Genomic DNA, 23,534 nt, shown 5'->3' on the forward strand with positions numbered 1-23,534 from the left:
GCTACTCCGGCGGGGTGGACAGCGAGGGAACGGACCGGGCGCGCACGATCGTGATCAGGCGGTCCGTCAACTGGAGCGGACTGGCCGCCGGATCGTCGTAGCCGAGCAGCCGGTGTCCGCGCAGCACGCTGACCACCAGATCGTCGGTCTCCCGCACGCTCTTGCCCACCTCGGCCTTTATGACGGGTCGTTCGACGAGATCGAGGCCGCTGCCCTGCTGGATCAAGTCCTCCATCACCGTGCCCGCGCTGGGACTGAGGACGGAGAGGCCCAGCAGCCGGCCGGCCGCGCTGGCGCTGGTGATGACCGCGTCCGCGCCGGACTGTCGCAGCAGCGGCGCGTTCTCCTCCTCCCGCACCGCGGCGACGATCTTCGCGCCCCGGTTGAGCTGGCGGGCCGTCAGCGTGACCAGCACGGCGGTGTCGTCGCGCTGGGTGGCGACGACGATCTGACGTGCCCTCTGCAGTTCGGCCCTGAGCAGGACGTCGCTACGGGTCGCGTCGCCGACCACGCCGACGAATCCGTCCGCGTTCGCCGCCTCGATCACCTTGGTGCTGGGATCGACGATGACGATCTGGTCCTTCCGCAGACCGGTGGCGCAAAGGGTCTGGATCGCGGAACGGCCCTTGGTGCCGAATCCGACGATGACGGTGTGGTCGCGCAAGGTGGACCTCCAGCGGTTCAGCCGCCACTCCTCCCGGGTCCGTTCGGTGAGGACCTCAAGAGTGGTACCGACCAGAATGATCAGGAAAAGCACCCGCAGCGGAGTCACCAGCAGCACGTTGACGAGCCGCGCGCTGTCGCTGTGGGGGACGATGTCGCCATACCCCGTCGTCGAAAGGGTCACCGTCGCGTAGTAGACCGAGTCCAGCAGGTCCACGGAGCCGTCGGCGTTGTCGTGGTAGCCGCTGCGGTCCATGTAGACGATCAGCACGGTCAGGACCAGCACGAGCAGCGCCATCAGCAGGCGCTTGCCGACCTGCCGCATCGGGCGTTCCACGATGCGGCGCGGGAGCCTGATCCGCGCGGTCTCGAGATGTTCGTCGGCGTTGCGGGCGATGGCGTCATGGCCGGGAAGTTTCACGTGAAACACACCCCTTCGGCCGGTCCCGCTGTCCCCGTCGGCGCTGCCGACCAGGGAAGTTCGAGAATCTCCAGCTCATCTCCGGGCAGCGCGCCGCCGGGCGGCACCACGGCCAGCGCGTCGGCCGCGGCGATCCCACGGAGCATGGCCGGGCCGTTGTAGTGCAGCGGTACGACGGTGTCGTCGCGGTGCACGACCGGCACGAGGCGCGTGTCATGGGGATGGCCGTGGACCCGGTCCCGTACGGGCATCCGGTACGGCTCCGAGGCCGGGCGCCCGGCAAGGGCACGCAGCAGCGGCTCCGCGAGCGTGAGCAGACCGGAGACGGCCGCGAGGGGATTGCCCGGCAGCCCGACGAGGTGCTTGACCCGCTGCTGGTCGCCGGTGAGCCGGGCGAGCAGCATCGGGTGCCCGGGGCGTACCTTCACGCCGTCGACCAGGAGCCGGGCCCCCGCCTTGTGCAGCACCGGGTGGACATGGTCCACCGGTCCCGACGCCGTACCGCCCGTGGTGATCACGAGATCCGCCGCGGACCCGGTGACGGCCTCGTACAGGGCGTCGGCGGTGTCGCCGATCCGGCGGGTGCCGATGACCTCGGCCCCCAGCGCGCGCAGCCAGGGAGCGAGCATCGGGCCGAGGGCGTCACGGATGAGGCCGTCGTGGGGGAGTCCGGTCGTGAGCAGCTCGTCGCCGAGCACCAGGATCTCGACCCGGGCGCGGGGGACGGTGACCAGGTCGTCGTACCCTGCGGCCGCCGCCAGGCCGAGCACGGCCGGGGTGACCAGGGTGGCCGCGGGAAGCAGCTGGTCACCGACGTGGCATTCCTGGCCGCGCGGGCGGATGTCCTGCCCTGGGGCGACGGTGCGCTGGGCGTGGAGCTGACCTGCGGCGTCCCGGCGGGAGTGCTCGCTGCGGATGACGGCGGTGGCGTCCTGGGGGATCCGGGCGCCGGTCGCGATCCGCACCGCCGTACCGTCCGCGAGGGGCTCCGTGGGGGCGTGCCCGGCGAGGACCGAGTCTCCTTCGCGTACCTCCCAGGGCCCGGGGCCGGCGACCGCCCAGCCGTCCATCGCCGAGGTGTCGAAGGACGGGAGATCGGTGAGGGCGGCGAGGGGCTCAGCGAGGACCCGGCCCAGAGCCTGCTCCAGCGGAACGCGCAGGGGCACCCGGCCCGGGCCCCGGGCCGCCCCGGCCGCGATGGCCCGGGCGTCGGGCCAGGGGGTGGCACGGTGAGCGCGGTGGTCGGATCCCGGACCGCCGGGGGTGGGGGTGCTGGCCGTGGTGGCTGTGGGCGGTTGGGTGGCTGTGGGCGGTGCGGTGGGGGCTTCCGGCGTCGGGCGCGGGGCCGCGCCGGGGTCCGGGATCGCCGGGTCCGGCATCGCGGTCGGCGTGGGTGCCAGCGGCGGGCTGGGTCGCGCGGGGTCCTCGCCGGTGCCGCCTGTACGGGTCTGGCGTGGGGCAGGTGCCGGGGCCCGGGGGTCGAGATGACCGGGACGGTCGCCCTCGGCGGGGACAGCTCCCAGCGCGGGACCGGCAGGGGCGGGGCGCGCTGCCGCCCTCTCCTGCGCCCGGCGGCCCACCAGGGCCACGGCGTCGTCCACGCCGTCGGCGTCGCGCTCCTCGGGGATCATCCGGCGTCGGCGCCCTTGCCGTCTCCCTGGGCGGCCTCGCCCGGGTCCTGTTCCGCCTCGGCGGCCCAGCGGTTGGCGAGCGCGGCGGCCTTGCGCGCCGCGTCGGCGACGGCCCGCGGGCCACCGGCCGCCCCCGCCTGCGCCGCCGCGTAACCGACCAGGAAGGTCGTCAGCGGCGCCGCCGGCCGGGCGACCCCGTGTGCGGCGTCGCGGGCCAGGTCGAGCAGGACGCCGGTGTCGACGTCGATCTCGATGCCCAGCTCGTCCTTGACTGCGGTGATCCATTCGTCCAGCACGTTCCCATGCTCCCTGATCCGCGCCCGGGCCGAGGCAATGTCCTCCCAGGTGTCGCAGTCGAAGGAGGCGAGGGGCTCCGCGGCGACCCGGGCGACGCGGAGTTCCTGGGTGAGTAGACGCAACGGCAGCCCCGAGAGGGTGCCGTGTTCGGTCGCGATGAGAGCCAGCTCACGGCGGAGCGGCTCGGTGCGGTAAGCGGCGACGAGGGGCTGGTCCCGGCCGTCCGGGTCCACCGTCAGCGCGGCCTCCGCGTCGTCCTGCCGTGCGGCGGCCAGCAGCTCCCGCACGGTCTCCTCCCCGAGGAAGGGGAGGTCGGCGGAGAGGACGAGGACGGTCTCCGCCTCGACCTGCCGGAGCCCGGCGCCGAGCGCGGCGAGGGGCCCGCCGCCAGGCGGCTCCTCGCGCGCCCACAGGACGGGCCGCAGGGTGGGCCGCCGTCCGCCGACGACGACGGTCCGCCCGGCCTCCCGGCACACCCCCAGGACCCGGTCGAGAAGGGCGCGGCCGCCCACGCTCAGGCCGGGCTTGTCCACTCCGCCGAGCCGCTTGGCAGCGCCCCCGGCGAGCACGATGGCGTCATACGCGGTCACCCCAGCAGTATGATCCGCTGCCCGCCGAAGGGGACCGCCCGGGTGGCATCGGATCCCTCCGGCACCTACAACCGCCCGGGTGGCACCAGGCCCCACCCGCACCAACGGGCCCGGTGGCTCCGCATTCTTCCCGCACCAACTGCCCGGGTGCGCCGGATTCCTCCGGTACCAACTGTCCGGGTTGCCCCCCATTCCTCCGGCGCCAGGGAGTGCCGCTACAGCGTGCGCAGGAGCACCGCCGGCTGTTCCACGCAGTCGGCCACATGGCGAAGGAAACCGCCCGCCGTGCCTCCGTCACAGACCCGGTGGTCGAAGGTGAGCGACAGCTGCACGACCTTGCGGACCGCCAGCTCGCCGTTGTGCACCCACGGCTTCGGAATGATCCGCCCCACTCCGAGCATCGCCGCCTCGGGGTGGTTGATGATCGGCGTGGACCCGTCGACCCCGAACACCCCGTAGTTGTTCAGGGTGAACGTGCCTCCGGTGAGATCCGCCGGGGTCAGCGTCCCCTGGCGGGCCGACTCGGTCAGCCGGGCGAACTCCTCCGTGAGCGATTCGGCCGACCGCGCGTGTGCGTCCCTGACGACCGGAACGACCAGGCCGCGCGGCGTCTGCGCCGCGAACCCGAGGTGCACACCCGGCAGCCGGACGATCTCCCGGGCGGCCATGTCCACCGTGGAGTTCAGCTCCGGGTAGCGGGCCAGGGCCGCCGTGCAGATGCGGGCGAGCAGGGCGAGAAGCGAGACCTTCGGGCCGCCGACGGCGTTCATCGCGGCGCGGGCCGCCATGAGTTCCGTCGCGTCGGCGTCCACCCAGCAGGTCGCGTCGGGAATTTCGGTGCGGCTGCGGGAGAGCTTGTCGGCGACCGCGCCCCGTACGCCCTTCAGCGGGATCCGCTCGCCGGCGGCGCTGGGCACGGCGGCCGGGGACGTCTGCGGCGGCGACACCCGGGCCACCGTCTCAGGGGCCCGCGCCTCACTGATCGCCCGCTCGACGTCCGCCCGCAGGATCAGCCCGTCGGGACCGGACCCCTGGATCTCCCGCAGTTCGAGGCCCTTTTCCCGGGCCAGTCGGCGTACGAGCGGTGAGATGACCGGGACCGGCCCGGATTCGTCCCGTACGACCGTGGCCGTGGCCATGGCCATGGCCGTGGCAGGAGCAGGAGCAGGAGCAGGAGCAGGAGCAGGAGCAGGAGCAGCGGGGGCGGGCGCAGGGGCGGCGGCTGGGGCGGCCGGGTTCGCCGGGCGGACCCGGCGGCGTCGCGCGGCCGGCGCGCCCGTCCCGTAGCCGACGAGGACATTGCCGGAGCCCTCACCGTCCGAGGTCCCCGCACCTCCCGTACGTGCCGTGCCGGAGGCCTCCCCCGTGCCCGACGCATCGGAAGTAACCGACCCGTTCGATCCGACGGCGACCGTCAACAGCGGGGCGCCAACGGGAAGTTCCGTGCCCTCCTCGCCGAAGCGGGCGGTCACCACACCCCCGTACGGGCACGGGACCTCCACCATCGCCTTGGCCGTCTCGACCTCCACGACGGGCTGGTCGATGGCGACGACATCGCCGACGGCGACCAGCCAGCGGACGATCTCCGCCTCGGTCAGCCCCTCACCGAGGTCGGGCAGCTTGAATTCGAGCACCTGGGCCATCAGCTCCCCGCCTCCCACTGAAGCCGCGCCACCGCGTCGAGGACCCGGTCCACGCCGGGCAGATGGTGCCGCTCCAGCATCGGCGGCGGGTAGGGGATGTCGAACCCTGCGACCCGCAGCACGGGCGCCTCCAGGTGGTGGAAGCAGCGCTCGGTGATCCTCGCGGCGATCTCCCCGCCGGGGCCGCCGAAACCGGTCGACTCGTGCACGACGACCGCGCGGCCGGTGCGCCGCACCGAGGCGCAGACCGTCTCCTCGTCGAAGGGCACCAGCGAGCGCAGATCGACGACTTCGAGGTCCCATCCCTCCGCCTGGGCCGCCTCGGCGGCTTCCATGCACACCTGCACGGAGGGGCCGTAGGTGACGAGCGTGGCGCTGCGGCCCGTACGGCGCACGACCGCGCGCCCAATGGGTTCGACGGCCGTCGGCGCGTCCGGCGACCAGGTCGCCTTGGACCAGTACAGCCGCTTCGGCTCCAGGAAGACCACCGGATCGTCGGAGGCGATCGCCGCGCGCAGCAGCCCGTACGCGTCCTCGACCGTGGCCGGCGTGACGACATGGAGCCCCGGAGTCGCCATGTAGTACGCCTCGGAGGAGTCGCTGTGGTGCTCGACACCGCCGATGCCGCCGCCGTACGGAACCCGGATCACCATCGGCATCGGCATCGCGCCGCGCGTGCGGTTGCGCATCCGCGCCACGTGGCTGATGAGCTGCTCGAAGGCGGGGTAGGCGAAGGCGTCGAACTGCATCTCGACGACCGGCCGCAGCCCGTACATGGCCATGCCGACGGCGGTTCCCAGGATGCCCGCCTCGGCGAGCGGGGTGTCCGTGCACCGGTCCTCGCCGAACTCCTTGGCGAGCCCGTCCGTGACCCGGAAGACCCCGCCGAGCGTGCCGACGTCCTCACCCATCACATGGACGGTCGGGTCCTCGGCCATGGCGTCCCGCATGGCCCGCTGCAGGGCCTGCGCCATGGTGGCGGGCTTGACCGCCGGCTTCACCGCGGTGGTCATGACCCCTCACCTTCGACGCCTTCGGCGTCCAGCTCCGCGCGCAGCTGCGCCGCCTGCTCCCGCAGCTGCGCCGTCTGCTCGGCGTAGACGTGCGCGAACAGGTCCATCGGATCCAGCACGGGGTCGGCGTTCATCCGCTCGCGCAGCGCCGCCGCCATCCTCTCGGCGGCCTCGGCGGCCTGCCGTATCCCGTCGTCGTCGAGCACTCCGCGCTCCGTCAGCTCCCGCTCCAGCAGCTTGACCGGGTCGTGCGCCCGCCAGGCCTCGACCTCGGCGTCGCCGCGGTAGCGGGTGGCGTCGTCGGCGTTGGTGTGGGCGTCGATCCGGTACGTCACGGCCTCGACCAGCGTGGGCCCGCCGCCGCGCCGCGCGCGGGCGACCGCCTCGGACAGCACCTGGTGCACGGCGACCGCGTCGTTTCCGTCGACGAGCCGGCCCGGCATTCCGTAGCCGACGGCCTTGTGGGCCAGCGAGGGGGCCGCGGTCTGCTTGGCGAGCGGTACGGAGATCGCGAAGCCGTTGTTCTGCACGAAGAAGACGACCGGGGCCTTCCAGACGGCCGCGAAGTTCAGCGCCTCGTGGAAGTCGCCCTCGCTGGTGCCGCCGTCGCCGACCATGGCGAGCGCGACGACGTCGTCGCCCTTCAGCCGGGCCGCGTGCGCGAGGCCCACGGCGTGCGGCAGCTGGGTGGCCAGCGGCGTGCAGAGCGGCGCGATGCGGTGTTCGCGCGGGTCGTAGCCGGTGTGCCAGTCGCCGCGCAGCAGCGTCAGCGCCTGGACGGGGTCCAGGCCCCGCACGACCGCGGCGAGGGTGTCGCGGTAGGACGGGAAGAGCCAGTCGCGGTCCTCGAGGGCCAACGCGGCGGCGACCTCGCACGCCTCCTGGCCGGTGGTGGACGGATAGACGGCGAGCCTGCCCTGCTTGGTGAGGGCGGTGGCCTGCGCGTTGTACCGGCGGCCGCGCACCAGCTCGGCGTAGAGCCGCTTCAGCAGCTCGGGGTCGGCTCCGGACGCGGCTTCGGTGCCGAGGACCCGGAAGGGCTCGGCGTCCGGAAGCAGGGGCGCGGGGTCGGTGCGCGGCTTCCACGCCGGGGGCGGGGTCGGCCGGTAGGCGCTTGTGGCACCAGGCAGCTCTTGGACTGTCGAACTGCTCTGTTTCAACGAGTCCACCTCCTCATCGGAGCGGGCATAAGACCCGAAGGCGGTGGGCGCGAGTGTGGCGCGCCTCACCTACCGATTGTTCGGTCGTGGAGGCATTTTGGCTACAGGCGCCTTCAGCCTGTGGACAAACGGTTCTCCACAGCCTGGGATAGAGGCAGGTCGTCCATTGAAGAGAGGCGGGGGGACATGGCGGATGAACAAATGGCCGACAGCTGGGCGCACGGGTCGTCCGCGCGGCCACTGGACCCCATCGACAAGGACATCCTGCGCATCCTCCAGAACGACGGGCGCGCGTCGATACGCTCGGTGGCCGAACGGGTCCACGTCTCCCGGGCCAACGCCTACGCCCGGATCAACCGGCTGATCGACGACGGCGTCATCCGCGGTTTCAGTGCCCGGCTGAATCACGAGCGTGCGGGGCAGGGCGCCTCGGCCTACATCACCCTCAAGATCGTCCAGAACTCCTGGCGCACCGTGCGCGAGCAGCTCCAGGCACTTCCGGGCGCCGCCCACATCGCCCTGGTCAGCGGCGACTTCGACGTCCTGCTGCTGGTGCACACACCGGACAACCGCACCCTGCGGGAACTGGTCCTCACCAAGATCCAGTCGATTCCCGAGGTGCTGTCCACGCGGACACTCCTGGTCTTCGAGGAGACCGACCTGGACCCCGACCAGAGCTGACCGGTCACTGCTCCCCGCCCTGTGCTGCCGTACGGGTGACCCTTCGGGCCCCCGGACGCCCCAAGGCGCCCCAGGAAGGTCCTGGCAGCCCCGGAAGGTCGCAAGGTCCTGGAGGGCCTGCAAGGTCCCAGCGAGGATCCGGGAGGCTCAGCGGGCGGTGCGCAGCCCGTCGAAGGCGAGGTGCGCCACGGTGTCCGCGAGCTGCTCGCGGTCCGCCTCGCCCCCCGGGTGCGGCCGGTACCACTCCACCAGCGAGTTGATCATGCCGAAGAGCAGCCGGGTGGCGAGCCTGATGTCCACGTCGGCCCGCAGGTCGCCGTCGGCGACGGCCGCCTTCAGCAGATCGGCGACGCGCTGGTCGAACTCGCGCCGGCGCTCCATGGCCCACCGCTCCGTCGTCGTGTTGCCGCGCACCCGCAGGAGAAGCGTGACGTACGGCAGCTCCGCCGTCAGGACCTCGACGGTGCGCCGGGTCACGTACTCGACCCGTTCGATGGCCCGGCCGCGCTGCGCCGCCGGCTCGTCGAGGATGCCGAAGAGCCCGTCGAGCGCCCGGCTGACGGCCCGGCGCAGCAGCTCCTCCTTGCCCGACACGTGGTGGTAGATCGAGGACTTGGAGATTCCGGCGGCCTTGGAGAGGTGCTCCATGGACGTGCCGTCGTAGCCGCGCTCGTTGAAGATCCGTACGGCGACGGACAGCAGCGTCTCCGGGGTGTACGTGTCGCGCTTGGGAGTGGTCATGAGGTGGCCTCGCAGTCTTCGGTGCAGGCCCGGCGGACGAGCCCGAGGGAGGGGGCGTAACGGCCGCCGGGACAGCGGTCGTTCAGCTCCTCCAGTACGTCGCGCACCCATCCGTAACCGACCTTGGCTCCCCATTCGAGGGGGCCGACGGGGTAGTTGACGCCGAGCCGCATCGCCGTGTCGATGTCCTCGGGCGAGGCGACGCCCCGCGCGGCAGCGTCGGCCGCGAGGTCGACCAGCATCGCGACCGTCCGGGCGACGATCATCCCCGGTACGTCCCCGACGAGGGTGACCTCCTTGCCGAGCGCCTGGAAGAGGCCGGCCGCCCCCTCGAGGAAGTCGGGCGGGGTCTTGGGCCCGGCGCACAACGCGATCCTGGTGGCGGTGGCGTAGTCGAGGGCAAGGTCGAAGTAGATCATCGCGTCGTCGTCGAACTCGCAGGCGGTCCCGCCGTACGCCAGCCCCAGCTGTCCGCCGCTCGGGAGGTGGATGAAGCCGCCGTGCCGGTTGCGCCTGCGGCGGACCTTGATGCCCGCCTGCTCGATCAGGCCGACCAGTGGCTCCGCGGGGCCCAGATTGCCGTCGACCGTCACCGACCGGGGCGCGGGCGCCGACGCGTGCGCACGCGCGCGTGGCCGCTCGGCGCCCTCCTCGTACGAGAACCAGCCCTGCCCCGACTTGCGGCCCAGGCGCCCCGACTCGACGAGCCTGCGCTGCGCCAGGGACGGGGTGAACTTGGGGTCCTGGTAGTACGCCTCCCAGACGGAGCGGGTGACCGCTTCGTTGACGTCCTGGCCGATCAGGTCGGTCAGCTCGAAGGGCCCCATCTTGAACCCGCCGGAGTCCCGCAGGACCGCGTCGATCGTCGCCGGGTCGGCGCCCCGCTCCTCGTACACCCGCAGCGCCTCGGCGTAGAAGGGCCGGGCGATGCGGTTGACGATGAAACCGGGTGTGTCCGCGCAGCGCACCGGCGTCTTGCCCCACGCCTTCGCGGTCTCGTACGCGCGCGCGGCGGCGGTCTCGTCGGTGGCGAAACCGCTGACGACCTCGACGAGGGGCAGCAGCGGCGCCGGGTTGAAGAAGTGCAGGCCGACGAAGCGGCCCGGGACGCGCAGGGAGCCGCCGATGGCGGTGACCGACAGGGAGGAGGTGTTGGTGGCGAGCAGGCAGTCGTCCGCGACGGTCCGCTCCAGCGCGCCGAACAGTTCCTGCTTGACGTCCAGCCGCTCGACGATCGCCTCGACGACCAGCGCGCTGTCCGCGAGCTCCGCGAGGTCCGCGGCGGGCAGCAGGCGCGCGACGGCGGCGGACCGTTCCTCCGCGTCCAGCCTGCCCTTCTCGACCAGCCGGTCCAGACGCGCGGCGATGGCCTCGGCGGCCTGCTTCGCACGGTCGGGGACGGTGTCGTAGAGACGCACGGTGTGCCCGGCGACCAGTGCGACCTGGGCGATCCCCTGGCCCATGGTGCCGGTGCCGACGACGGCGACGGTGCGGCTCTGCTCGATGGCGGTCATATCGGTGATCCTCCCCTACCAGTTATCCACAGCTTCTGCGGACCCCCTTGTCCCGACCGATCGTTCGGTTACTCTAGCTCTGTCCGCCCCTCCCTGCCCAGCTCAACGAGGAGTTGGTCCTCAATGGCCGCCGCTCAGCTGACCACCGACCGCCTGGCCGAGACGCACCGTCCCACGCTCGATCAGGCGCTCGACACGATCCGTACGCGCGCGTACTGGTCGCCCCACCCGGAGCACCCCAAGGCGTACGGCGAGAACGGCTCCCTGAGCGCCGCCGACGGCCTCGCCGCCTACGAATCCCTGCTCAACAGCCGCTTCGAACTGGATCAGCCCGGCACGGACGGCTGGACGGGCGGCGAGATCTCGCCCTACGGCCCGGGCCTCGGCATCGAGTACCCGCACGCCGACATCGATGTGCTGCTGCCCGCCATGCGCGCCGGAATGGGCGCCTGGCGCGACGCGGGTCCCGAGACCAGGGCACTGGTCTGCCTGGAGATCCTGGCGCGCATCAGCGCCCGCACCCACGAGTTCGCGCACGCGGTGATGCACACCAGCGGGCAGGCGTTCATGATGGCGTTCCAGGCCGGCGGCCCCCACGCCCAGGACCGCGGCCTGGAAGCCGTGGCCTACGCGTACGCGGAGCAGACCCGCACCCCGCAGGACGCGGGCTGGTCCAAGCCGCAGGGCAAGCGCGACCCGCTGGAGCTGTCCAAGGCCTTCACCCCCGTCGCGCGCGGTATCGCCCTGATGGTCGGCTGCAACACCTTCCCCACGTGGAACGGCTACCCGGGCCTGTTCGCCTCCCTCGCCACCGGCAACCCGGTCCTGGTCAAGCCCCACCCCCGCGCCGTCCTCCCCCTGGCGCTCACGGTCCGCGTCGCCCGCGAGGTCCTCGCCGAGGCCGGCTTCGACCCGAATCTGGTCGCGCTGGCCGTCGAGCGGCCCGGCGAGGGCATCGCGAAGACCCTGGCCGTGCGCCCCGAGATCCGGATCATCGACTACACCGGGTCGACCGCCTTCGGCGACTGGCTGGAGGCCAACGCCCGGCAGGCTCAGGTCTACACGGAGAAGGCCGGCGTCAACACGGTCGTCGTCGACTCCACCGACGACTACAAGGGCATGCTCTCCAACCTGGCCTTCTCGCTCTCGCTGTACAGCGGCCAGATGTGCACCACCCCGCAGAACCTGCTCATCCCCAGGGACGGCATCTCCACCGACGCGGGCCCCAAGACGTACGACGAGGTCGTGGCCGATCTCTCCGCCTCCGTCGCAGGTCTCCTCGGCGACGACGCGCGGGCGAACGCCCTGCTGGGCGCGCTGGTCAACCCGGACGTGAAGGCCCGCCTGGAGGCGGCCGCGGGGCTCGGCGAGGTGGCTCTGGAGTCGCGGGAGGTGGCCAACCCGGAATTCCCGGACGCCGTCGTCCGTACGCCGGTCATCGTCAAGCTCGACGGCGCCCGTAAGTACTGGGAGGGCGGGGACACCGAAGCGGCGTTCATGTCCGAGTGCTTCGGGCCGGTCGCCTTCGCCGTCTCCGTCGACTCGACGTCCGACGCTCTGGAGCTGCTGCGGCGCACGGTCCGCGAGAAGGGCGCGATGACGGTCGGCGCGTACACGACGTCGCCCGACACGGAGCGCGCGGTCGAGGAGGTCTGCCTGGAGGAGTCGGCCCAGCTCTCCTTGAACCTGACGGGCGGGGTGTATGTGAACCAGACGGCGGCGTTCTCCGACTTCCACGGCTCCGGCGGCAACCCCGCGGCCAACGCGGCGCTGTGCGACGGCGCGTTCGTCGCGAACCGCTTCCGGGTGGTGGAGGTCCGCCGCCAGGCCTGACGGCCTGCCCCAAGCCCGCCCCGCCCGGCCCCGCGGGCCCGGGCGGGGCGGATCGGTGCACGGGAGGGCGCGGGGCCCTTACGAGGGCTCCGCGATCTCCGCGTACCTCTGCACCCACGCGTGCATGGCGATCGCGGCCGCCGCGCCCGCGTTGATGGAGCGGGTGGATCCGAACTGGGCGATCGAGCAGACCATCGAGGCGTGCTCGCGGGCCTCCTCCGTGAGGCCCGGCCCTTCCTGCCCGAAGAGCAGCACACACCGCCGCGGCAGCTCTGTCCGCTCCAGCGGCACTGCTCCAGGGAGATTGTCGATCCCGATGATCGGCAGCCCCTCGTCCGCCGCCCAGGCCGTCAGCGACTCGGTGTCCGGGTGGTGACGGACGTGCTGGTAGCGGTCAGTGACCATCGCGCCCCGGCGGTTCCAGCGCCGTCGGCCGACGATGTGGATCTCCTTCGCCAGGAAGGCGTTCGCGGTCCGCACGACCGACCCGATGTTGAAGTCGTGGCCCCAGTTCTCCACGGCCACATGAAAGTCATGGCGGCGGGTGTCGAGGTCGGCGACGATCGCCTCACGCGACCAGTACCGGTACTGGTCGACCACATTGCGCCGGTCGCCGGCGGCGAGCAGCTCGGGGTCGTACCGCTCGCCGGACGGCCACGGCCCGGGGTGCGGACCGACGCCGATCTCCGTACCGAAGCCGTCGTCGTACTGAAGCGGCTCATCGGAGCCGGGCCGGCTCGGCGCGCCCGAATGGCCCCCCGCGGGGAACGCGGGGTCGGTGGGGGCGCCGGCGGGAATCGCGCGGTCGGTGGGGGTCTCGCTGCTCACCCCACGAGAGTACGGGTGGCCTGGCCCGCGGGCGTACGCCGCTGATCGGACACCTTCCCGCCGCGCATGCGCGCCGGCAGCCGGTCCTTGCCACCGCCCACCCGTACGCCCAGCCAGACCAGGAAGACAGTCGGCAGGAAGACCGCGTCCGCGGCGATCATCGCGAGCGAGAAGAAGGGCAGTCCGAGGAGCACGGCGATCCCGGCGTGCTCCATCATCATCAGCACCAGGAGCACGTTCTTCACCCGCCTGTTGAAGAGGGTGAAGGGGAACGCGACCTGGACGATCACCGTGCCGTAGGTCAGCGCCATCACCAGCACACCACTGGACGCCAGCAGGTCCGACAGTGCGGGCCACGGCGTGAAGTAGTCGAGCTTGAGCGGATAGAAGAGCGCGGTGCCGTCCTGCCAGCGAGAGCCCTGGATCTTGTACCAGCCGGCCGTCGCGTAGATCAGGCACACCTCGGCCATGATCACGGCGAGGGTCGCGTTGTGCGCGAGGTTGGCGAAGACGTCCAGCAGGGTCCGCGGCTCACCCGGCGCGTACCGGCACGCCGCCCACCACAGGGCCTGCGCCACCCACAGCCCCCACAGCAGGACCAGCAGCCACACCTCGCCGGTCAGGTCCAGGGAGAGCGTCATCCGGACGAGGAAGACGCCAAGGACCGCCCACAGCAGGGGTCCCACCCAGTCGCGCGAGGGCGAGGCCGGACCCGCACGGCGCGAGGCGCGGCGGGCGTCCAGCGACCAGACCTGGGCGCAGCGGGTGAGGACAAGATAGACGGCCACCAGGTGGATGACGTTGTCGCCGCCGTCCCCCATGAAGATGGACCGATTCTGCAGCGACAGCACGCCCACCATGAAGATCACCGACGTGGCGCGTGTCCGCCAGCCGAGCATCAGCAGCACGCTGGAGAGCACGGCGACGGCGTACACGCACTCGAACCAGACGGTGGAGTCCGACCACATGAGGATGGTGAACGCGTCGTTGTCGGCGATCAGCTCACGGGCCATGTCCCAGCCCCAGGGGCCGTCGGGGCCGTAGAGCTCCCGGCGGTGGGGCAGCTCCCGCAACAGGAAGAACAGCCACGCCGCCGAGAATCCGATGCGGACGACGGCGCTCTGGTACGGGCCCATGGCCGTGCCGGTGACGCGCTGCGCGGCGCGGGCGAGCCGGCGGTCGAGGGGCTCCCGCGGTTCGGGCGCCGGGGCGGGGGTGGTGTTCGCGATGTGGCTCACTTGCCCGCCTCCGTGGCCGTACGGTCCTTCCGCACACCGCCGGGCAGGTCCGCGGCGGTCACCGACCACCAGGGCGCGACCCGGTAGAAGGGGCGGTTGTCGATCTTGTCCTGGCTCCACGGGGGCGCATCGACGGAGCGGGTCGCGGAGCGCAGCTGGATCCGCTCCACCTTGCCGCCCAGGGCGCGCTCGTCGAGGCGCAGCATCACGATGCGGCGGACATAGCGCTCGGAGAGCCGGCCGCGCAGGCCGTTGGGCTGGTTCTTGTCATTGTGCGTGTTGACGTAGAAGTCCCATCCCCGGCGCAGCTCGTTCTGCTCCACATGGCTGGGCAGAAGGCTCCCACGGATGGCCTGGGCGTCCCCGGCCGACAGGTCGATCCACCCTGTCGTCCGGCGCCCGCCGTCGGGCCCGGCGATCTCGGCGCGGACCTCGACGGAGATGTTCTGCTGGAGGGGGTTGGGGGCGAAGAGCTTCCAGTTCTGCTCGAACTCGGGGTAGACCCAGCTGTCGATGGCGGCGCCGTTCTGCTTGGTCAGCGTGTTCGACGGCGCGACATGCAGAAAGATCATCGCGACGTGCGCGCAGGCCAGGACGCCGATGACGGCGAGGGCGACGGCGGCGACGACCTGGTACGGAAGCGAGAGCGCGGCTATGCCCGCGCCCGGACTTATCGCTCCGGCCGGACCCGCACCCGGTTCCTCACCGGCGGTCTCATCCGCGTCTTCGCCAGAATTCTCACCCGCGGTCCCCCGCGGATCCTCACCGGTGCTCTCGCTCGCGCGGGCTACTCCGGGCGGCCCGTCGACGGCGCCGGGCGAGCCGGTCGCTCCGGGTGATCCGGTTGATCCGGTTGATTCCTCGGCGGCTTCGGGCTGATCGCCCGCCGTATAAGCCGTGGTCAGGGGCCCTGTGCCGCGCTCACCGCGCCCGACGCGCCCGCTCTCGTCGTCGTACGAGTCCATCCCGCCCCGATCCCCGTCGGTCCACAGCAGTTATCCACAGGGTTGACACCTTACGGGCCGCCGACTCACCATTGAAGTCGTTCAACCGAACGATCGGTCGGTAGGGGGTTCGATGACGGCAGTGACGGCGGTGACAGCAGTGACTACGGACACGCGGGACGCGGCCGAGGCGCAGGCAGCCCATGAAGCGGACTTCGACGCCGCCGTGGCAGCCGATGAGCGCATCGAGCCGCGCGACTGGATGCCCGACGCGTACCGCGCGTCACTCGTCCGGCAGATAGCCCAGCACGCCCACTCCGAGATCATCGGCATGCAGCCCGAGGCGAACTGGATCACCCGGGCACCCTCCCTGCGCCGCAAGGCGATCCTCATGGCCAAGGTGCAGGACGAGGCCGGACACGGCCTCTACCTGTACAGCGCCGCGGAGACCCTCGGCACCGGCCGCGACGAGCTGCTCGACAAGCTCCACTCCGGCCGCCAGAAGTACTCCTCGATCTTCAACTACCCCACGCTGACCTGGGCCGACGTCGGCGCCATCGGCTGGCTCGTGGACGGCGCCGCGATCACCAACCAGGTGCCGCTGTGCCGCTGCTCCTACGGCCCGTACGCACGCGCCATGGTGCGGATCTGCAAGGAGGAGTCCTTCCACCAGCGCCAGGGATACGAATCGCTCCTCGCCCTCTCCCAGGGCACCGAGGCCCAGCACGCGATGGCCCAGGACGCGGTGAACCGGTGGTGGTGGCCCTCACTGATGATGTTCGGCCCGCCGGACGACGAGTCCGCGCACTCGGCCCAGTCGATGGCCTGGAAGATCAAGCGGCACTCCAACGACGAACTGCGCCAGCGTTTCGTCGACATAGCCGTCCCCCAGGCAGAGGCGCTGGGACTGACGCTCCCCGACCCCGACCTGCGGTGGAACGAGGAGCGTGGGCACTACGACTTCGGGCCCATCGACTGGACCGAATTCTGGGACGTCCTCAAGGGCAACGGCCCCTGCAACGAACAGCGGATCAGCAGGCGACGCCAGGCCCACGAAGACGGAGCCTGGGTCAGAGAAGCAGCGGCGGCCTACGCCGCGAAGCACGGGGAGGCACGGGCATGACGACCGACGGCTGGCCACTGTGGGAGGTCTTCGTGCGCTCGCGCCGCGGCCTGTCCCACACCCACGCGGGCAGTCTCCACGCACCCGACGCGGAGATGGCCCTGCGCAACGCGCGTGACCTCTACACCCGCAGGAACGAAGGCGTCTCCCTCTGGGTGGTGCCCTCCGCGGCGATCACCGCCTCCTCGCCCGACGAGAAGGACCCCTTCTTCGAACCGTCGGCCGACAAGCCCTACCGGCACCCGACGTTCTACGAGATCCCGGAGGGGGTGAAGCACCTGTGACCCCGACCGACGGCGCGCCCGCGCCCACAGCACTCCAAGCGGCCACGCCTGCGCCGGACCACGCGGTGAACGCCGCGGCCCTCGCCCTCGGCGACGACGCCCTCGTGCTCTCCCACCGGCTGGGGGAGTGGGCGGGCAACGCCCCCGTACTGGAAGAGGAAGTCGCGCTCGCCAACATCGCGCTCGACCTCCTCGGCCAGGCGCGCATCCTGCTCGGCCTCGTCGGCGACGAGGACGAACTGGCGTACCTGCGCGAGGAGCGGGCCTTCCGCAACCTCCAACTCGTCGAGCAGCCCAACGGCGACTTCGCCCACACCATCGCCCGCCAGCTCTACTTCTCCACCTACCAGCGGCTGCTGTACGGGCAGCTGGCCGCCGGCGACAGCCCCCTCGCGGGACTCGCGGCGAAGGCCGTCAAGGAAGTCACCTACCACCAGGACCACGCCGAGCATTGGACCCTGCGGCTCGGCGACGGCACAGCCGACAGCCACGAGCGCATGCGGCAGGCGTGCGAAGCACTGTGGCGCTTCACCGGCGAGATGTTCCAGCCACTGGACGGCCTCGACGTGAACTGGCAGGAGCTGGAAGCCCAGTGGCTCGCCTCGATCACCAAGGTGCTCGAACAGGCCACTCTGACCGTCCCCCAAGGACCCCGCACCGGGGCCTGGACGGCCGGAGCGGGACGGCAGGGACTGCACACCGAGCCGTTCGGACGGATGCTCGCCGAAATGCAGCACCTGCACCGCAGCCACCCGGGGGCGACATGGTGACCATGACGCCGCTCGAGGAGGAGCTGAGCCGGCTCGCCGGCTCCGTCCCCGACCCCGAGCTGCCCGTCCTCACCCTGGAGGAGCTTGGAGTCCTGCGCGGCGTCCAGGTCCTCGGGCCCGGCAAGGTGGAGGTCGAGCTGACCCCGACCTACACCGGCTGCCCGGCGATCGAGGCGATGTCCTCCGACATCGAGCGGGTCCTGCACGAACACGGCATCCCCGAGGTGTCGGTGGTCACCGTCCTGACCCCGGCCTGGTCCACGGACGACATCAGCGCGGAGGGGCGACGCAAGCTCTCCGAGTTCGGTATAGCCCCGCCCCGCCACCAGGGGAACACCGGTCCCGTGGCACTGACCCTCGCCATCCGCTGCCCGCACTGCGGGTCGACCGACACCGAGCTGCTGAGCAGGTTCTCCTCCACCGCCTGCAAGGCCCTGCGCCGCTGCACGGCCTGCCTCGAACCGTTCGACCACTTCAAGGAGTTGTAGATGTTCCATTCGCTCCGTGTGAGCGAGGTCGAGCGGCTGACGGACGACTCGGTCGCCGTGACCTTCGCGGTGCCGCCCGAGCTGCGCGAGACCTTCCGCCACACCCCCGGCCAGCATCTCGCCCTGCGCCGCACCACCGGTGGCGAGGAGATCCGGCGCACGTACTCGATCTGCACCCCCGCTGCTCCCGCCGGCGAAACGCCCGTGCTGCGCGTGGGCATCCGCCTGGTCGAGGGAGGAGAGTTCTCTACCTTCGCGCTCAAGGAACTCGCCGTGGGGCACACGGTCGAGGTCATGGAACCCATGGGCCGCTTCGTCCTGGAACCGCGGCCCGGCCACTTCGCGGCCATCGTCGGCGGCAGCGGCATCACCCCCGTGCTCTCCATCGCCTCCACGCTGCTGATGCGCGAGCCCGAAGCACGGTTCTGCCTGATCCGCAGCGACCGCACCGTCGCCTCGACGATGTTCCTGGACGACGTCGCCGACCTGAAGGACCGCTTCCCCGACCGCTTCCAGCTGGTCACCGTGCTCTCCCGGGAGGAACAGCAGTCCGGGCTGCCGTCCGGACGGCTGGACCAGGAGCGACTGACCGGGCTCCTGCCCGCGCTGCTGCCGGTCGCCGAGGTGGACGGCTGGTTCCTGTGCGGGCCCTTCGGCCTCGTTCAGGGAGCCGAGCGGACACTGCGCGGCCTCGGCGTGGAGCGGAGCCGTGTCCACCAGGAGATCTTCCATGTCGACGGCAGTCCGGCGCCCAGCCCGGCGGCATCGTCCGGCACCCCCGCGCACGCGCAGCTGACCGCGACCCTGCACGGCCGCTCGGGCAACTGGCCCGTGAAGGAAGGCGATTCCCTGCTGGAGACGGTGCTGCGGGCCCGCTCGGACGCCCCGTACGCCTGCAAGGGCGGCGTGTGCGGCACCTGCCGGGCCTTCCTGGTCCGTGGCGAGGTGCGCATGGACCGCAACTTCGCCCTGGAGGCGGAGGAAACGGACGCGGGCTATGTGCTGGCCTGCCAGTCCCACCCGGTCACCCCCGAGGTCGAGCTGGACTTCGACCGCTGACCCGAAGGCGCCCCGACGGTCGCCGCCCCATTCCCTTCCGCTAGAACCTGTTCTATCTTGACGGTCCGTCAGATAGCGGTGCACCGCGGGAGGACAGGCTGTGGACTTCACCTTCACCGAAGAACAGCAGGCGGCCGTCGAGGCGGCAAAAGCAGTCTTCTCCAGCGTCACACCCGATGCGGTACCGAGCCCCGCACTCACCCCGGGCGCCGTCTCCGACAGCTACGACCGCCCACTCTGGGCCCGGCTCGCCACAGCCGACCTGCTCAGCCTGGTCCTCACCCCCGAGCACGGCGGCGCCGGCCTCGACCCCATCGCCCTCTGCCTGATCCTGCGCGAATCGGCCAAAGCCCTCGCCCGCATCCCCCTGCTCGAAACCAGCGCCGTCGCCATGACCCTCCAGCGATACGCCGACCCCGCGCTGACGAACGACATCCTCCCCCACGTCGGCCGAGGCGACCTCGTCCTCACCGTCGCCCCCAACGGCCGCACCGGCCACGACCCCGCCGAACTCGCCGTCACCGCACACCACGACAACGGCACCTGGACCCTCGACGGCACCCAGACCAGCGTGCCCTGGGCCCACTCCGCCGACCACCTCGCCATCCCCGCACACACCGCGGACGGCCGAGCCGTCATCGCCCTCGTCCCCCGCGACCACGACGGAATCACCCTCGCCGAGCAGTACTCCACCAGCGGCGAACTACTCGCCGAGGTCCACCTCGACTCCGTACACATCAACAGCCGACAGCTCATCGACACCGACGGCGCCTGGGAATGGCTCCGCGCCCTGCTCGCCACCGGCACCTGCGCACTCGCACTCGGCCTGGGCGAAGGCGCCCTCGCCCTGACCAGCGCCTACACCGGCAAACGCGAGCAGTTCGGCCACCCCGTCGCCACCTTCCAAGCCGTCGCCGTCCAAGCCGCCGACCGCTACATCGACCTCCGCGCCATGGAAGTCACCCTCTGGCAGGCCGCCTGGCGCCTCAGCACCGGCACCAACGGACCCCTGCCCGCCAGCGGCGACATCGCCGTCGCCAAAATCTGGGCATCCGAAGGCGTACGCCGCGTCGTCCAGACCGCCCAACACCTGCACGGCGGCTTCGGCGCGGACACCGACTACCCCCTGCACCGCTACCACGCCTGGGCCAAACACCTGGAACTCTCACTCGGCCCGGCCGCAGCCCACGAAGAGGAGCTCGGCGACCTCCTCGCCGCCCACCCCCTCGGCTGACACCGAAGGCCGGCGCGGGACCGGGAAGCCGAAGCCACCGAGGAGCCAGAGCTACAGAACGAAAGCCGGGCTGCCGTTGTCGGTCACCATCGGACGCCCGGCACCCTCCCACGCCAGCATCCCGCCATCGATGTTCACCGCATCGATGCCCTGCTGCACCAGGTACTGGGTGACCTGCGCAGACCGACCCCCCACCCGGCACATCACATGGGCACGACGCCCCTCGGCAACCGCCTCGGTCACCTCACCGAAACGTGCCACGAAGTCACTCATCGGAACGTGCAGCGCACCCGCGACATGACCGGCCGCCCACTCGTCGTCCTCACGGACATCCAGCACCAGCCCGTCGGCCGGCACCGACGCGGCGTCCACCGAGGGCAAGGACGCGAAGTTCATGGATCAGGCCTTCTCTCGTCTGTACGGCGTGTACATCTCCCAGTCTGCGCGCACCCGCACAAACCCAAGAAAACCTACTGCACCAGCCCGGACAGCTCCGCCTCACGCTCGGAGACCTGCGCCAGCAACTGCTCTGCGATCTCCTCCAGCAACCGGTCCGGATCATCCGGCGCCATCCGCAGCATCGCGCCGATCGCGCTCTCCTCCAGCCCACGAGCGACCAGCGTCAGCAGCTCCTTGCGCTGCGCCAGCCACTCCAGCCGGGCATAGAGCTCCTCGCTCTCACTGAGCCGGTCAGGCTCCGGAACCGGCCCCGCCGCCCACTCGTCGGACAGCTCCCGCAGCAGCCCGGCATCCCCACGTCCGTACGCGGCGTTCACCCGCGTGATGAACTCCTCACGCCGGCCACGCTCCTCGTCGTCCCGCGCCAGATCCGGATGCGCCTTACGAACCAACTCCCGGTAGAGCTTGCGCGCCTCGTCACTGGGCCGCACCCGCTTCGGCGGTCGAACCGGCTGATCGGTCAGCATCGCGGCGGCCTCCGGCGACAGCCCCTCCGAGTCCATCCACTCGTGGAAGAGCTCGTCCACCCCCGGCATCGGCATGACCATCGCCCGGGCCTCCTGCGCCTTGCGCAGATCCTCCGGATCGCCGGTCCGCGCCGCACGGGCCTCGGCGATCAGCGCGTCCAGCTCGTCCAGCCGCGAATACATCGGGCCGAGCCGCTGGTGATGCAGCCGCGAAAAGTTCTCCACCTCGACCCGGAAGGTCTCCACGGCGATCTCGAACTCGATCAACGCCTGCTCGGCCACCCGCACAGCCCTCTCGAGCCGCGCCTCGGGCCGCTCGCCACCACCCGAGCCGTCACCGGCGTCAGGCGCGCTCTCGCCATCGACCCGCGGACCGGCAGGCTCGGAAGCGGGCCCGGCGTCGGCCGGCGAGCCCGCGGGGACGTCACTCGGGCCGCCCAGCTGGGAACCCGCCAGGTCACCGGCCTCGGGGGCTCCGGGGGCGTGGGCCTGGCCGTCGTCGTTCAGGGCGTCGTTCATGTCGTCGCTCCGGGTCGTCACTGAACCAGCCTACGGGCCTGGGAGGGGGGCCACCCCCGCCCCCCTCCCTCCCCCCAGTCCCCCTGCCCCTTGCCCACCGCCCCCGTCGCCCCGGTCACGCCGACGCCGCCGCCGACGTCGTCGCGCTCACGCCCGCGCCACGTCGTCGCTCAGCTCTCGCGCTCACGCCCCCGTCATACGCCCAGCTCCGCGGGGACGCGTCCGTTTCTCACGGCTTCGAGCAGGTCGGCGTGGTCTGCTTCGGTGCGGTCCGCGTAGGCGACGGCGAAGTCGGCGATCGCCTCGTCAAGCTCTTCGTTCTTACCGCAGTAACCGGCTATGAGCCGGGGGTCGGCGCTGTGAGCGTGGGCTCTGGCCAGGAGCGCGCCCGTCATACGTCCGTAGTCGTCGACCTGGTCCGCCGCGAGTGCCGCGGGGTCCACGCTTCCCTTTCTGTTCCGGAACTGCCGGACCTGGAAGGGCCTGCCCTCGACCGTGGTCCAGCCCAGCAGAATGTCGCTGACGACCTGCATCCGCTTCTGTCCGTGCACGACGCGCTGCCCTTCGTGTCCTGCGTTCGGGGCCTCGAAGCCGGCACCGGGCAGGTAGGGCAGCAGCACGGACGGTCTGGCCTCCTTGACCTGGAGGACGAGTGGCTCGCCCCGGTGGTCGAGGAGCAGAACCACATACGACCGGGTGCCCACGCTTCCGGTGCCGACGACCCGGAAGGCGACGTCGTGTATCGCGTACCGCGCGAGCAGCGGCAGCCGGTCGTCGGGAAGTGTCTCCAGATAGGGGCCGAGGGCGGCTGCGACGGCGGCCGCCTCCTTGTCCGGGACGCGCCGCAGTACGGGTGGTGCGTCGACGAAGCGTCGTCGTCCTGTGCCCTCGGCGTCGGTCACGGCCTCGGTCGATTTGGCGGCGAAGCGGGCGCTGGTGTTCTGTCTGGCTTTCTCGGAGACCCTTTCCAGGGTGCCGAGCAGGTCACGGGCGTCGGTGTGGGAGACGAGTTCCTCGTCGGCGATGGCGTTCCAGGAGTCGAGTACCGGCAGCCTGGCGAGCAGGCGCATGGTGCGCCGGTAGGCGCCGACGGTGTCGAAGGCGGCTGCCCGGCAGGTGACCTCGTCGGCGCCTGCCTCGCGCCCGGCCAGGACGAGTGAGGTGGCGAGGCGCTTGAGGTCCCATTCCCAGGGGCCGACGACGGTCTCGTCGAAGTCGTTGAGGTCGATGACGAGCCGGCCGCGTGCGTCGCCGTAGAGGCCGAAGTTCGCCGCGTGGGCGTCGCCACATATTTGAGCGCCGACGCCGGTGATCGGTGTCGTCATGAGGTCGTGGGCCATCAGTCCGGCGGAGCCTCGGAGAAAGGCGAAGGGGGTGGCGGCCATGCGGCCCACGCGTATGGGGGTCAGTTCCGGCACCCGGCCGCGGCTGGACTCCTCGACGGCCCGGACGGCGTCGGGCCGGTCGGAGGTGAGGGTCAGCGTGCTGTGCGCGGCGCGCGGTACGCGGTCGCGGAGCGCCTTTCCCCGTGTTTTGGGGGAGTCGGCCGCCTTCTGAGCGGTTGCCGTGGTCGTGGTGGCCCGCGGGGCGAAGCCGGGGACCGCTGGGATGCGTTCTCCGTCCGCTTCTCGCTGTGCCGGCACCGCTGCCCGGGTCTCGCCCATGACACCGCCTCCCCCGTGACCTGGTGGTCGTGGGCGTGTGCGCCACGACGTGGATCAACATCAACTGCCCAGACCGTACCGTCGGTGGCTGGAAGCCGTCTGCCCCTGTGGACAACCTGGGAGTTGTGGAAAACCCGACCGCTCTTCCGGGGGCGGATCTTCCGGGGACAGACCGCGGGCCGGTTCTCTTCGCGCCTGTGCCCGCCCGGGCCCCGCCCGCCCACCACGCCCACCACGCCCACAGAGGACGAGGCCGCAGCACTGCGGCAC

The 23,534-nt window shown here is 71.6% G+C and carries 22 protein-coding genes; 8 read left to right on the top strand and 14 right to left on the bottom strand.

Annotated features, from left to right (window positions below):
• Position 1: 1 nt before the first annotated feature.
• The 6 genes from ACZ7J0_RS13365 to pdhA all read right to left on the bottom strand — a co-directional run bounded on the left by ACZ7J0_RS13365 (position 2) and on the right by pdhA (position 7,427).
• Complete coding sequence (locus tag ACZ7J0_RS13365) at positions 2-1,084, bottom strand: potassium channel family protein (protein ID WP_470886878.1); 1,083 nt, start codon at positions 1,082-1,084, stop codon at positions 2-4.
• The gene (locus ACZ7J0_RS13370; protein ID WP_470886880.1) at positions 1,081-2,715 is read right to left on the bottom strand and encodes a molybdopterin molybdotransferase MoeA; all 1,635 of its coding nucleotides are present in this window, start codon (positions 2,713-2,715) and stop codon (positions 1,081-1,083) included. Before ACZ7J0_RS13370 ends, ACZ7J0_RS13365 begins: the two co-directional genes overlap by 4 nt.
• Complete coding sequence (locus ACZ7J0_RS13375; protein WP_470886882.1) at positions 2,712-3,602, bottom strand: NTP transferase domain-containing protein; 891 nt, start codon at positions 3,600-3,602, stop codon at positions 2,712-2,714. Before ACZ7J0_RS13375 ends, ACZ7J0_RS13370 begins: the two co-directional genes overlap by 4 nt.
• A gap of 215 nt (positions 3,603-3,817) precedes the next feature.
• Positions 3,818-5,245, bottom strand: a complete 1,428-nt coding sequence (locus tag ACZ7J0_RS13380) for a dihydrolipoamide acetyltransferase family protein (protein ID WP_470886884.1) — start codon at positions 5,243-5,245, stop codon at positions 3,818-3,820.
• Positions 5,245-6,258 (bottom strand): alpha-ketoacid dehydrogenase subunit beta, encoded by a 1,014-nt coding sequence (locus ACZ7J0_RS13385; RefSeq protein WP_470886886.1) that lies wholly within the window; start codon positions 6,256-6,258, stop codon positions 5,245-5,247. The genes ACZ7J0_RS13380 and ACZ7J0_RS13385 overlap by 1 nt, the downstream gene beginning before the upstream one ends.
• Complete coding sequence (pdhA, locus tag ACZ7J0_RS13390) at positions 6,255-7,427, bottom strand: pyruvate dehydrogenase (acetyl-transferring) E1 component subunit alpha (protein ID WP_470887310.1); 1,173 nt, start codon at positions 7,425-7,427, stop codon at positions 6,255-6,257. Before pdhA ends, ACZ7J0_RS13385 begins: the two co-directional genes overlap by 4 nt.
• 177 nt (positions 7,428-7,604) lie before the next feature.
• Between pdhA and ACZ7J0_RS13395 the strand changes: the two genes are divergently transcribed.
• Positions 7,605-8,099, top strand: a complete 495-nt coding sequence (locus ACZ7J0_RS13395) for an Lrp/AsnC family transcriptional regulator (protein WP_470886888.1) — start codon at positions 7,605-7,607, stop codon at positions 8,097-8,099.
• Between the two features lie 147 nt (positions 8,100-8,246).
• Here the strand turns inward: ACZ7J0_RS13395 and ACZ7J0_RS13400 are convergent, their stop codons facing one another.
• On the bottom strand, positions 8,247-8,840 hold the full coding sequence (locus ACZ7J0_RS13400) for a TetR/AcrR family transcriptional regulator (RefSeq protein WP_470886890.1): 594 nt from the start codon (positions 8,838-8,840) through the stop codon (positions 8,247-8,249).
• A complete protein-coding gene (locus tag ACZ7J0_RS13405) occupies positions 8,837-10,354 on the bottom strand; it encodes a 3-hydroxyacyl-CoA dehydrogenase (protein WP_470886892.1) in 1,518 nt (505 codons plus the stop codon). Before ACZ7J0_RS13405 ends, ACZ7J0_RS13400 begins: the two co-directional genes overlap by 4 nt.
• Positions 10,355-10,477: 123 nt before the next feature.
• Here ACZ7J0_RS13405 and paaN point away from each other — a divergent pair, with 123 nt between their 5' ends.
• Positions 10,478-12,187, top strand: coding sequence for a phenylacetic acid degradation protein PaaN (gene paaN / locus ACZ7J0_RS13410; protein WP_470886893.1), 1,710 nt, complete (start codon positions 10,478-10,480; stop codon positions 12,185-12,187).
• Between the two features lie 78 nt (positions 12,188-12,265).
• Here the strand turns inward: paaN and ACZ7J0_RS13415 are convergent, their stop codons facing one another.
• From ACZ7J0_RS13415 to ACZ7J0_RS13425, 3 genes are read right to left on the bottom strand one after another with little or no spacing between them, the layout of a single operon-like run.
• A complete protein-coding gene (locus ACZ7J0_RS13415; RefSeq protein ID WP_470886895.1) occupies positions 12,266-13,015 on the bottom strand; it encodes a TrmH family RNA methyltransferase in 750 nt (249 codons plus the stop codon).
• Entirely contained in the window at positions 13,012-14,244 is a 1,233-nt protein-coding gene (locus ACZ7J0_RS13420) for an HTTM domain-containing protein (protein ID WP_470887312.1), read from the bottom strand. Before ACZ7J0_RS13420 ends, ACZ7J0_RS13415 begins: the two co-directional genes overlap by 4 nt.
• A gap of 5 nt (positions 14,245-14,249) precedes the next feature.
• Complete coding sequence (locus ACZ7J0_RS13425) at positions 14,250-15,218, bottom strand: DUF5819 family protein (protein ID WP_470886897.1); 969 nt, start codon at positions 15,216-15,218, stop codon at positions 14,250-14,252.
• A 112-nt stretch (positions 15,219-15,330) separates the two neighbouring features.
• Here ACZ7J0_RS13425 and paaA point away from each other — a divergent pair, with 112 nt between their 5' ends.
• The 6 genes from paaA (at position 15,331) to ACZ7J0_RS13455 (ending at position 20,155) form a co-directional block, all read left to right on the top strand.
• The gene (gene paaA, locus ACZ7J0_RS13430) at positions 15,331-16,320 is read left to right on the top strand and encodes a 1,2-phenylacetyl-CoA epoxidase subunit PaaA (protein ID WP_470886899.1); all 990 of its coding nucleotides are present in this window, start codon (positions 15,331-15,333) and stop codon (positions 16,318-16,320) included.
• Positions 16,317-16,604 (top strand): 1,2-phenylacetyl-CoA epoxidase subunit PaaB, encoded by a 288-nt coding sequence (paaB, locus tag ACZ7J0_RS13435; protein ID WP_470886901.1) that lies wholly within the window; start codon positions 16,317-16,319, stop codon positions 16,602-16,604. Before paaA ends, paaB begins: the two co-directional genes overlap by 4 nt.
• Positions 16,601-17,374: a 1,2-phenylacetyl-CoA epoxidase subunit PaaC gene (gene paaC / locus ACZ7J0_RS13440; protein ID WP_470886903.1), complete on the top strand. Its 774-nt coding sequence runs from the start codon at positions 16,601-16,603 to the stop codon at positions 17,372-17,374. The genes paaB and paaC overlap by 4 nt, the downstream gene beginning before the upstream one ends.
• On the top strand, positions 17,368-17,862 hold the full coding sequence (paaD, locus tag ACZ7J0_RS13445; RefSeq protein ID WP_470886905.1) for a 1,2-phenylacetyl-CoA epoxidase subunit PaaD: 495 nt from the start codon (positions 17,368-17,370) through the stop codon (positions 17,860-17,862). Before paaC ends, paaD begins: the two co-directional genes overlap by 7 nt.
• Complete coding sequence (locus tag ACZ7J0_RS13450) at positions 17,863-18,921, top strand: 2Fe-2S iron-sulfur cluster-binding protein (protein ID WP_470886907.1); 1,059 nt, start codon at positions 17,863-17,865, stop codon at positions 18,919-18,921. It begins immediately after the preceding gene.
• A gap of 100 nt (positions 18,922-19,021) precedes the next feature.
• The gene (locus tag ACZ7J0_RS13455) at positions 19,022-20,155 is read left to right on the top strand and encodes an acyl-CoA dehydrogenase family protein (protein WP_470886909.1); all 1,134 of its coding nucleotides are present in this window, start codon (positions 19,022-19,024) and stop codon (positions 20,153-20,155) included.
• A 51-nt stretch (positions 20,156-20,206) separates the two neighbouring features.
• On the opposite strand, the gene ACZ7J0_RS13460 is transcribed toward ACZ7J0_RS13455, so the two are convergent.
• The 3 genes from ACZ7J0_RS13460 to ACZ7J0_RS13470 all read right to left on the bottom strand — a co-directional run bounded on the left by ACZ7J0_RS13460 (position 20,207) and on the right by ACZ7J0_RS13470 (position 23,264).
• Positions 20,207-20,551: a rhodanese-like domain-containing protein gene (locus tag ACZ7J0_RS13460; RefSeq protein ID WP_470886911.1), complete on the bottom strand. Its 345-nt coding sequence runs from the start codon at positions 20,549-20,551 to the stop codon at positions 20,207-20,209.
• A 74-nt stretch (positions 20,552-20,625) separates the two neighbouring features.
• Complete coding sequence (locus tag ACZ7J0_RS13465; protein ID WP_470887314.1) at positions 20,626-21,600, bottom strand: J domain-containing protein; 975 nt, start codon at positions 21,598-21,600, stop codon at positions 20,626-20,628.
• Positions 21,601-21,794: 194 nt separating this feature from the next.
• Positions 21,795-23,264, bottom strand: coding sequence for a DUF2252 domain-containing protein (locus ACZ7J0_RS13470; protein ID WP_470886913.1), 1,470 nt, complete (start codon positions 23,262-23,264; stop codon positions 21,795-21,797).
• Positions 23,265-23,534: the final 270 nt, after the last annotated feature.

It is taken from the genome of Streptomyces sp. NPDC038280, assembly GCF_055600045.1.

Excerpts from the sequence above, each read along its gene's own strand:
- ACZ7J0_RS13370 (WP_470886880.1), bottom strand. The coding sequence starts at position 2,715 with ATGATCCCCGAGGAGCGCGACGCCGACGGCGTGGACGACGCCGTGGCC.
- ACZ7J0_RS13380 (WP_470886884.1), bottom strand. The coding sequence starts at position 5,245 with ATGGCCCAGGTGCTCGAATTCAAGCTGCCCGACCTCGGTGAGGGGCTG.
- ACZ7J0_RS13385 (WP_470886886.1), bottom strand. The coding sequence starts at position 6,258 with ATGACCACCGCGGTGAAGCCGGCGGTCAAGCCCGCCACCATGGCGCAG.
- ACZ7J0_RS13395 (WP_470886888.1), top strand. The coding sequence starts at position 7,605 with ATGGCGGATGAACAAATGGCCGACAGCTGGGCGCACGGGTCGTCCGCG.
- ACZ7J0_RS13400 (WP_470886890.1), bottom strand. The coding sequence starts at position 8,840 with ATGACCACTCCCAAGCGCGACACGTACACCCCGGAGACGCTGCTGTCC.
- ACZ7J0_RS13405 (WP_470886892.1), bottom strand. The coding sequence starts at position 10,354 with ATGACCGCCATCGAGCAGAGCCGCACCGTCGCCGTCGTCGGCACCGGC.
- paaN (WP_470886893.1), top strand. The coding sequence starts at position 10,478 with ATGGCCGCCGCTCAGCTGACCACCGACCGCCTGGCCGAGACGCACCGT.
- ACZ7J0_RS13425 (WP_470886897.1), bottom strand. The coding sequence starts at position 15,218 with ATGGACTCGTACGACGACGAGAGCGGGCGCGTCGGGCGCGGTGAGCGC.
- paaA (WP_470886899.1), top strand. The coding sequence starts at position 15,331 with ATGACGGCAGTGACGGCGGTGACAGCAGTGACTACGGACACGCGGGAC.
- paaB (WP_470886901.1), top strand. The coding sequence starts at position 16,317 with ATGACGACCGACGGCTGGCCACTGTGGGAGGTCTTCGTGCGCTCGCGC.
- paaD (WP_470886905.1), top strand. The coding sequence starts at position 17,368 with ATGGTGACCATGACGCCGCTCGAGGAGGAGCTGAGCCGGCTCGCCGGC.
- ACZ7J0_RS13450 (WP_470886907.1), top strand. The coding sequence starts at position 17,863 with ATGTTCCATTCGCTCCGTGTGAGCGAGGTCGAGCGGCTGACGGACGAC.
- ACZ7J0_RS13460 (WP_470886911.1), bottom strand. The coding sequence starts at position 20,551 with ATGAACTTCGCGTCCTTGCCCTCGGTGGACGCCGCGTCGGTGCCGGCC.
- ACZ7J0_RS13465 (WP_470887314.1), bottom strand. The coding sequence starts at position 21,600 with ATGAACGACGCCCTGAACGACGACGGCCAGGCCCACGCCCCCGGAGCC.
- ACZ7J0_RS13470 (WP_470886913.1), bottom strand. The coding sequence starts at position 23,264 with ATGGGCGAGACCCGGGCAGCGGTGCCGGCACAGCGAGAAGCGGACGGA.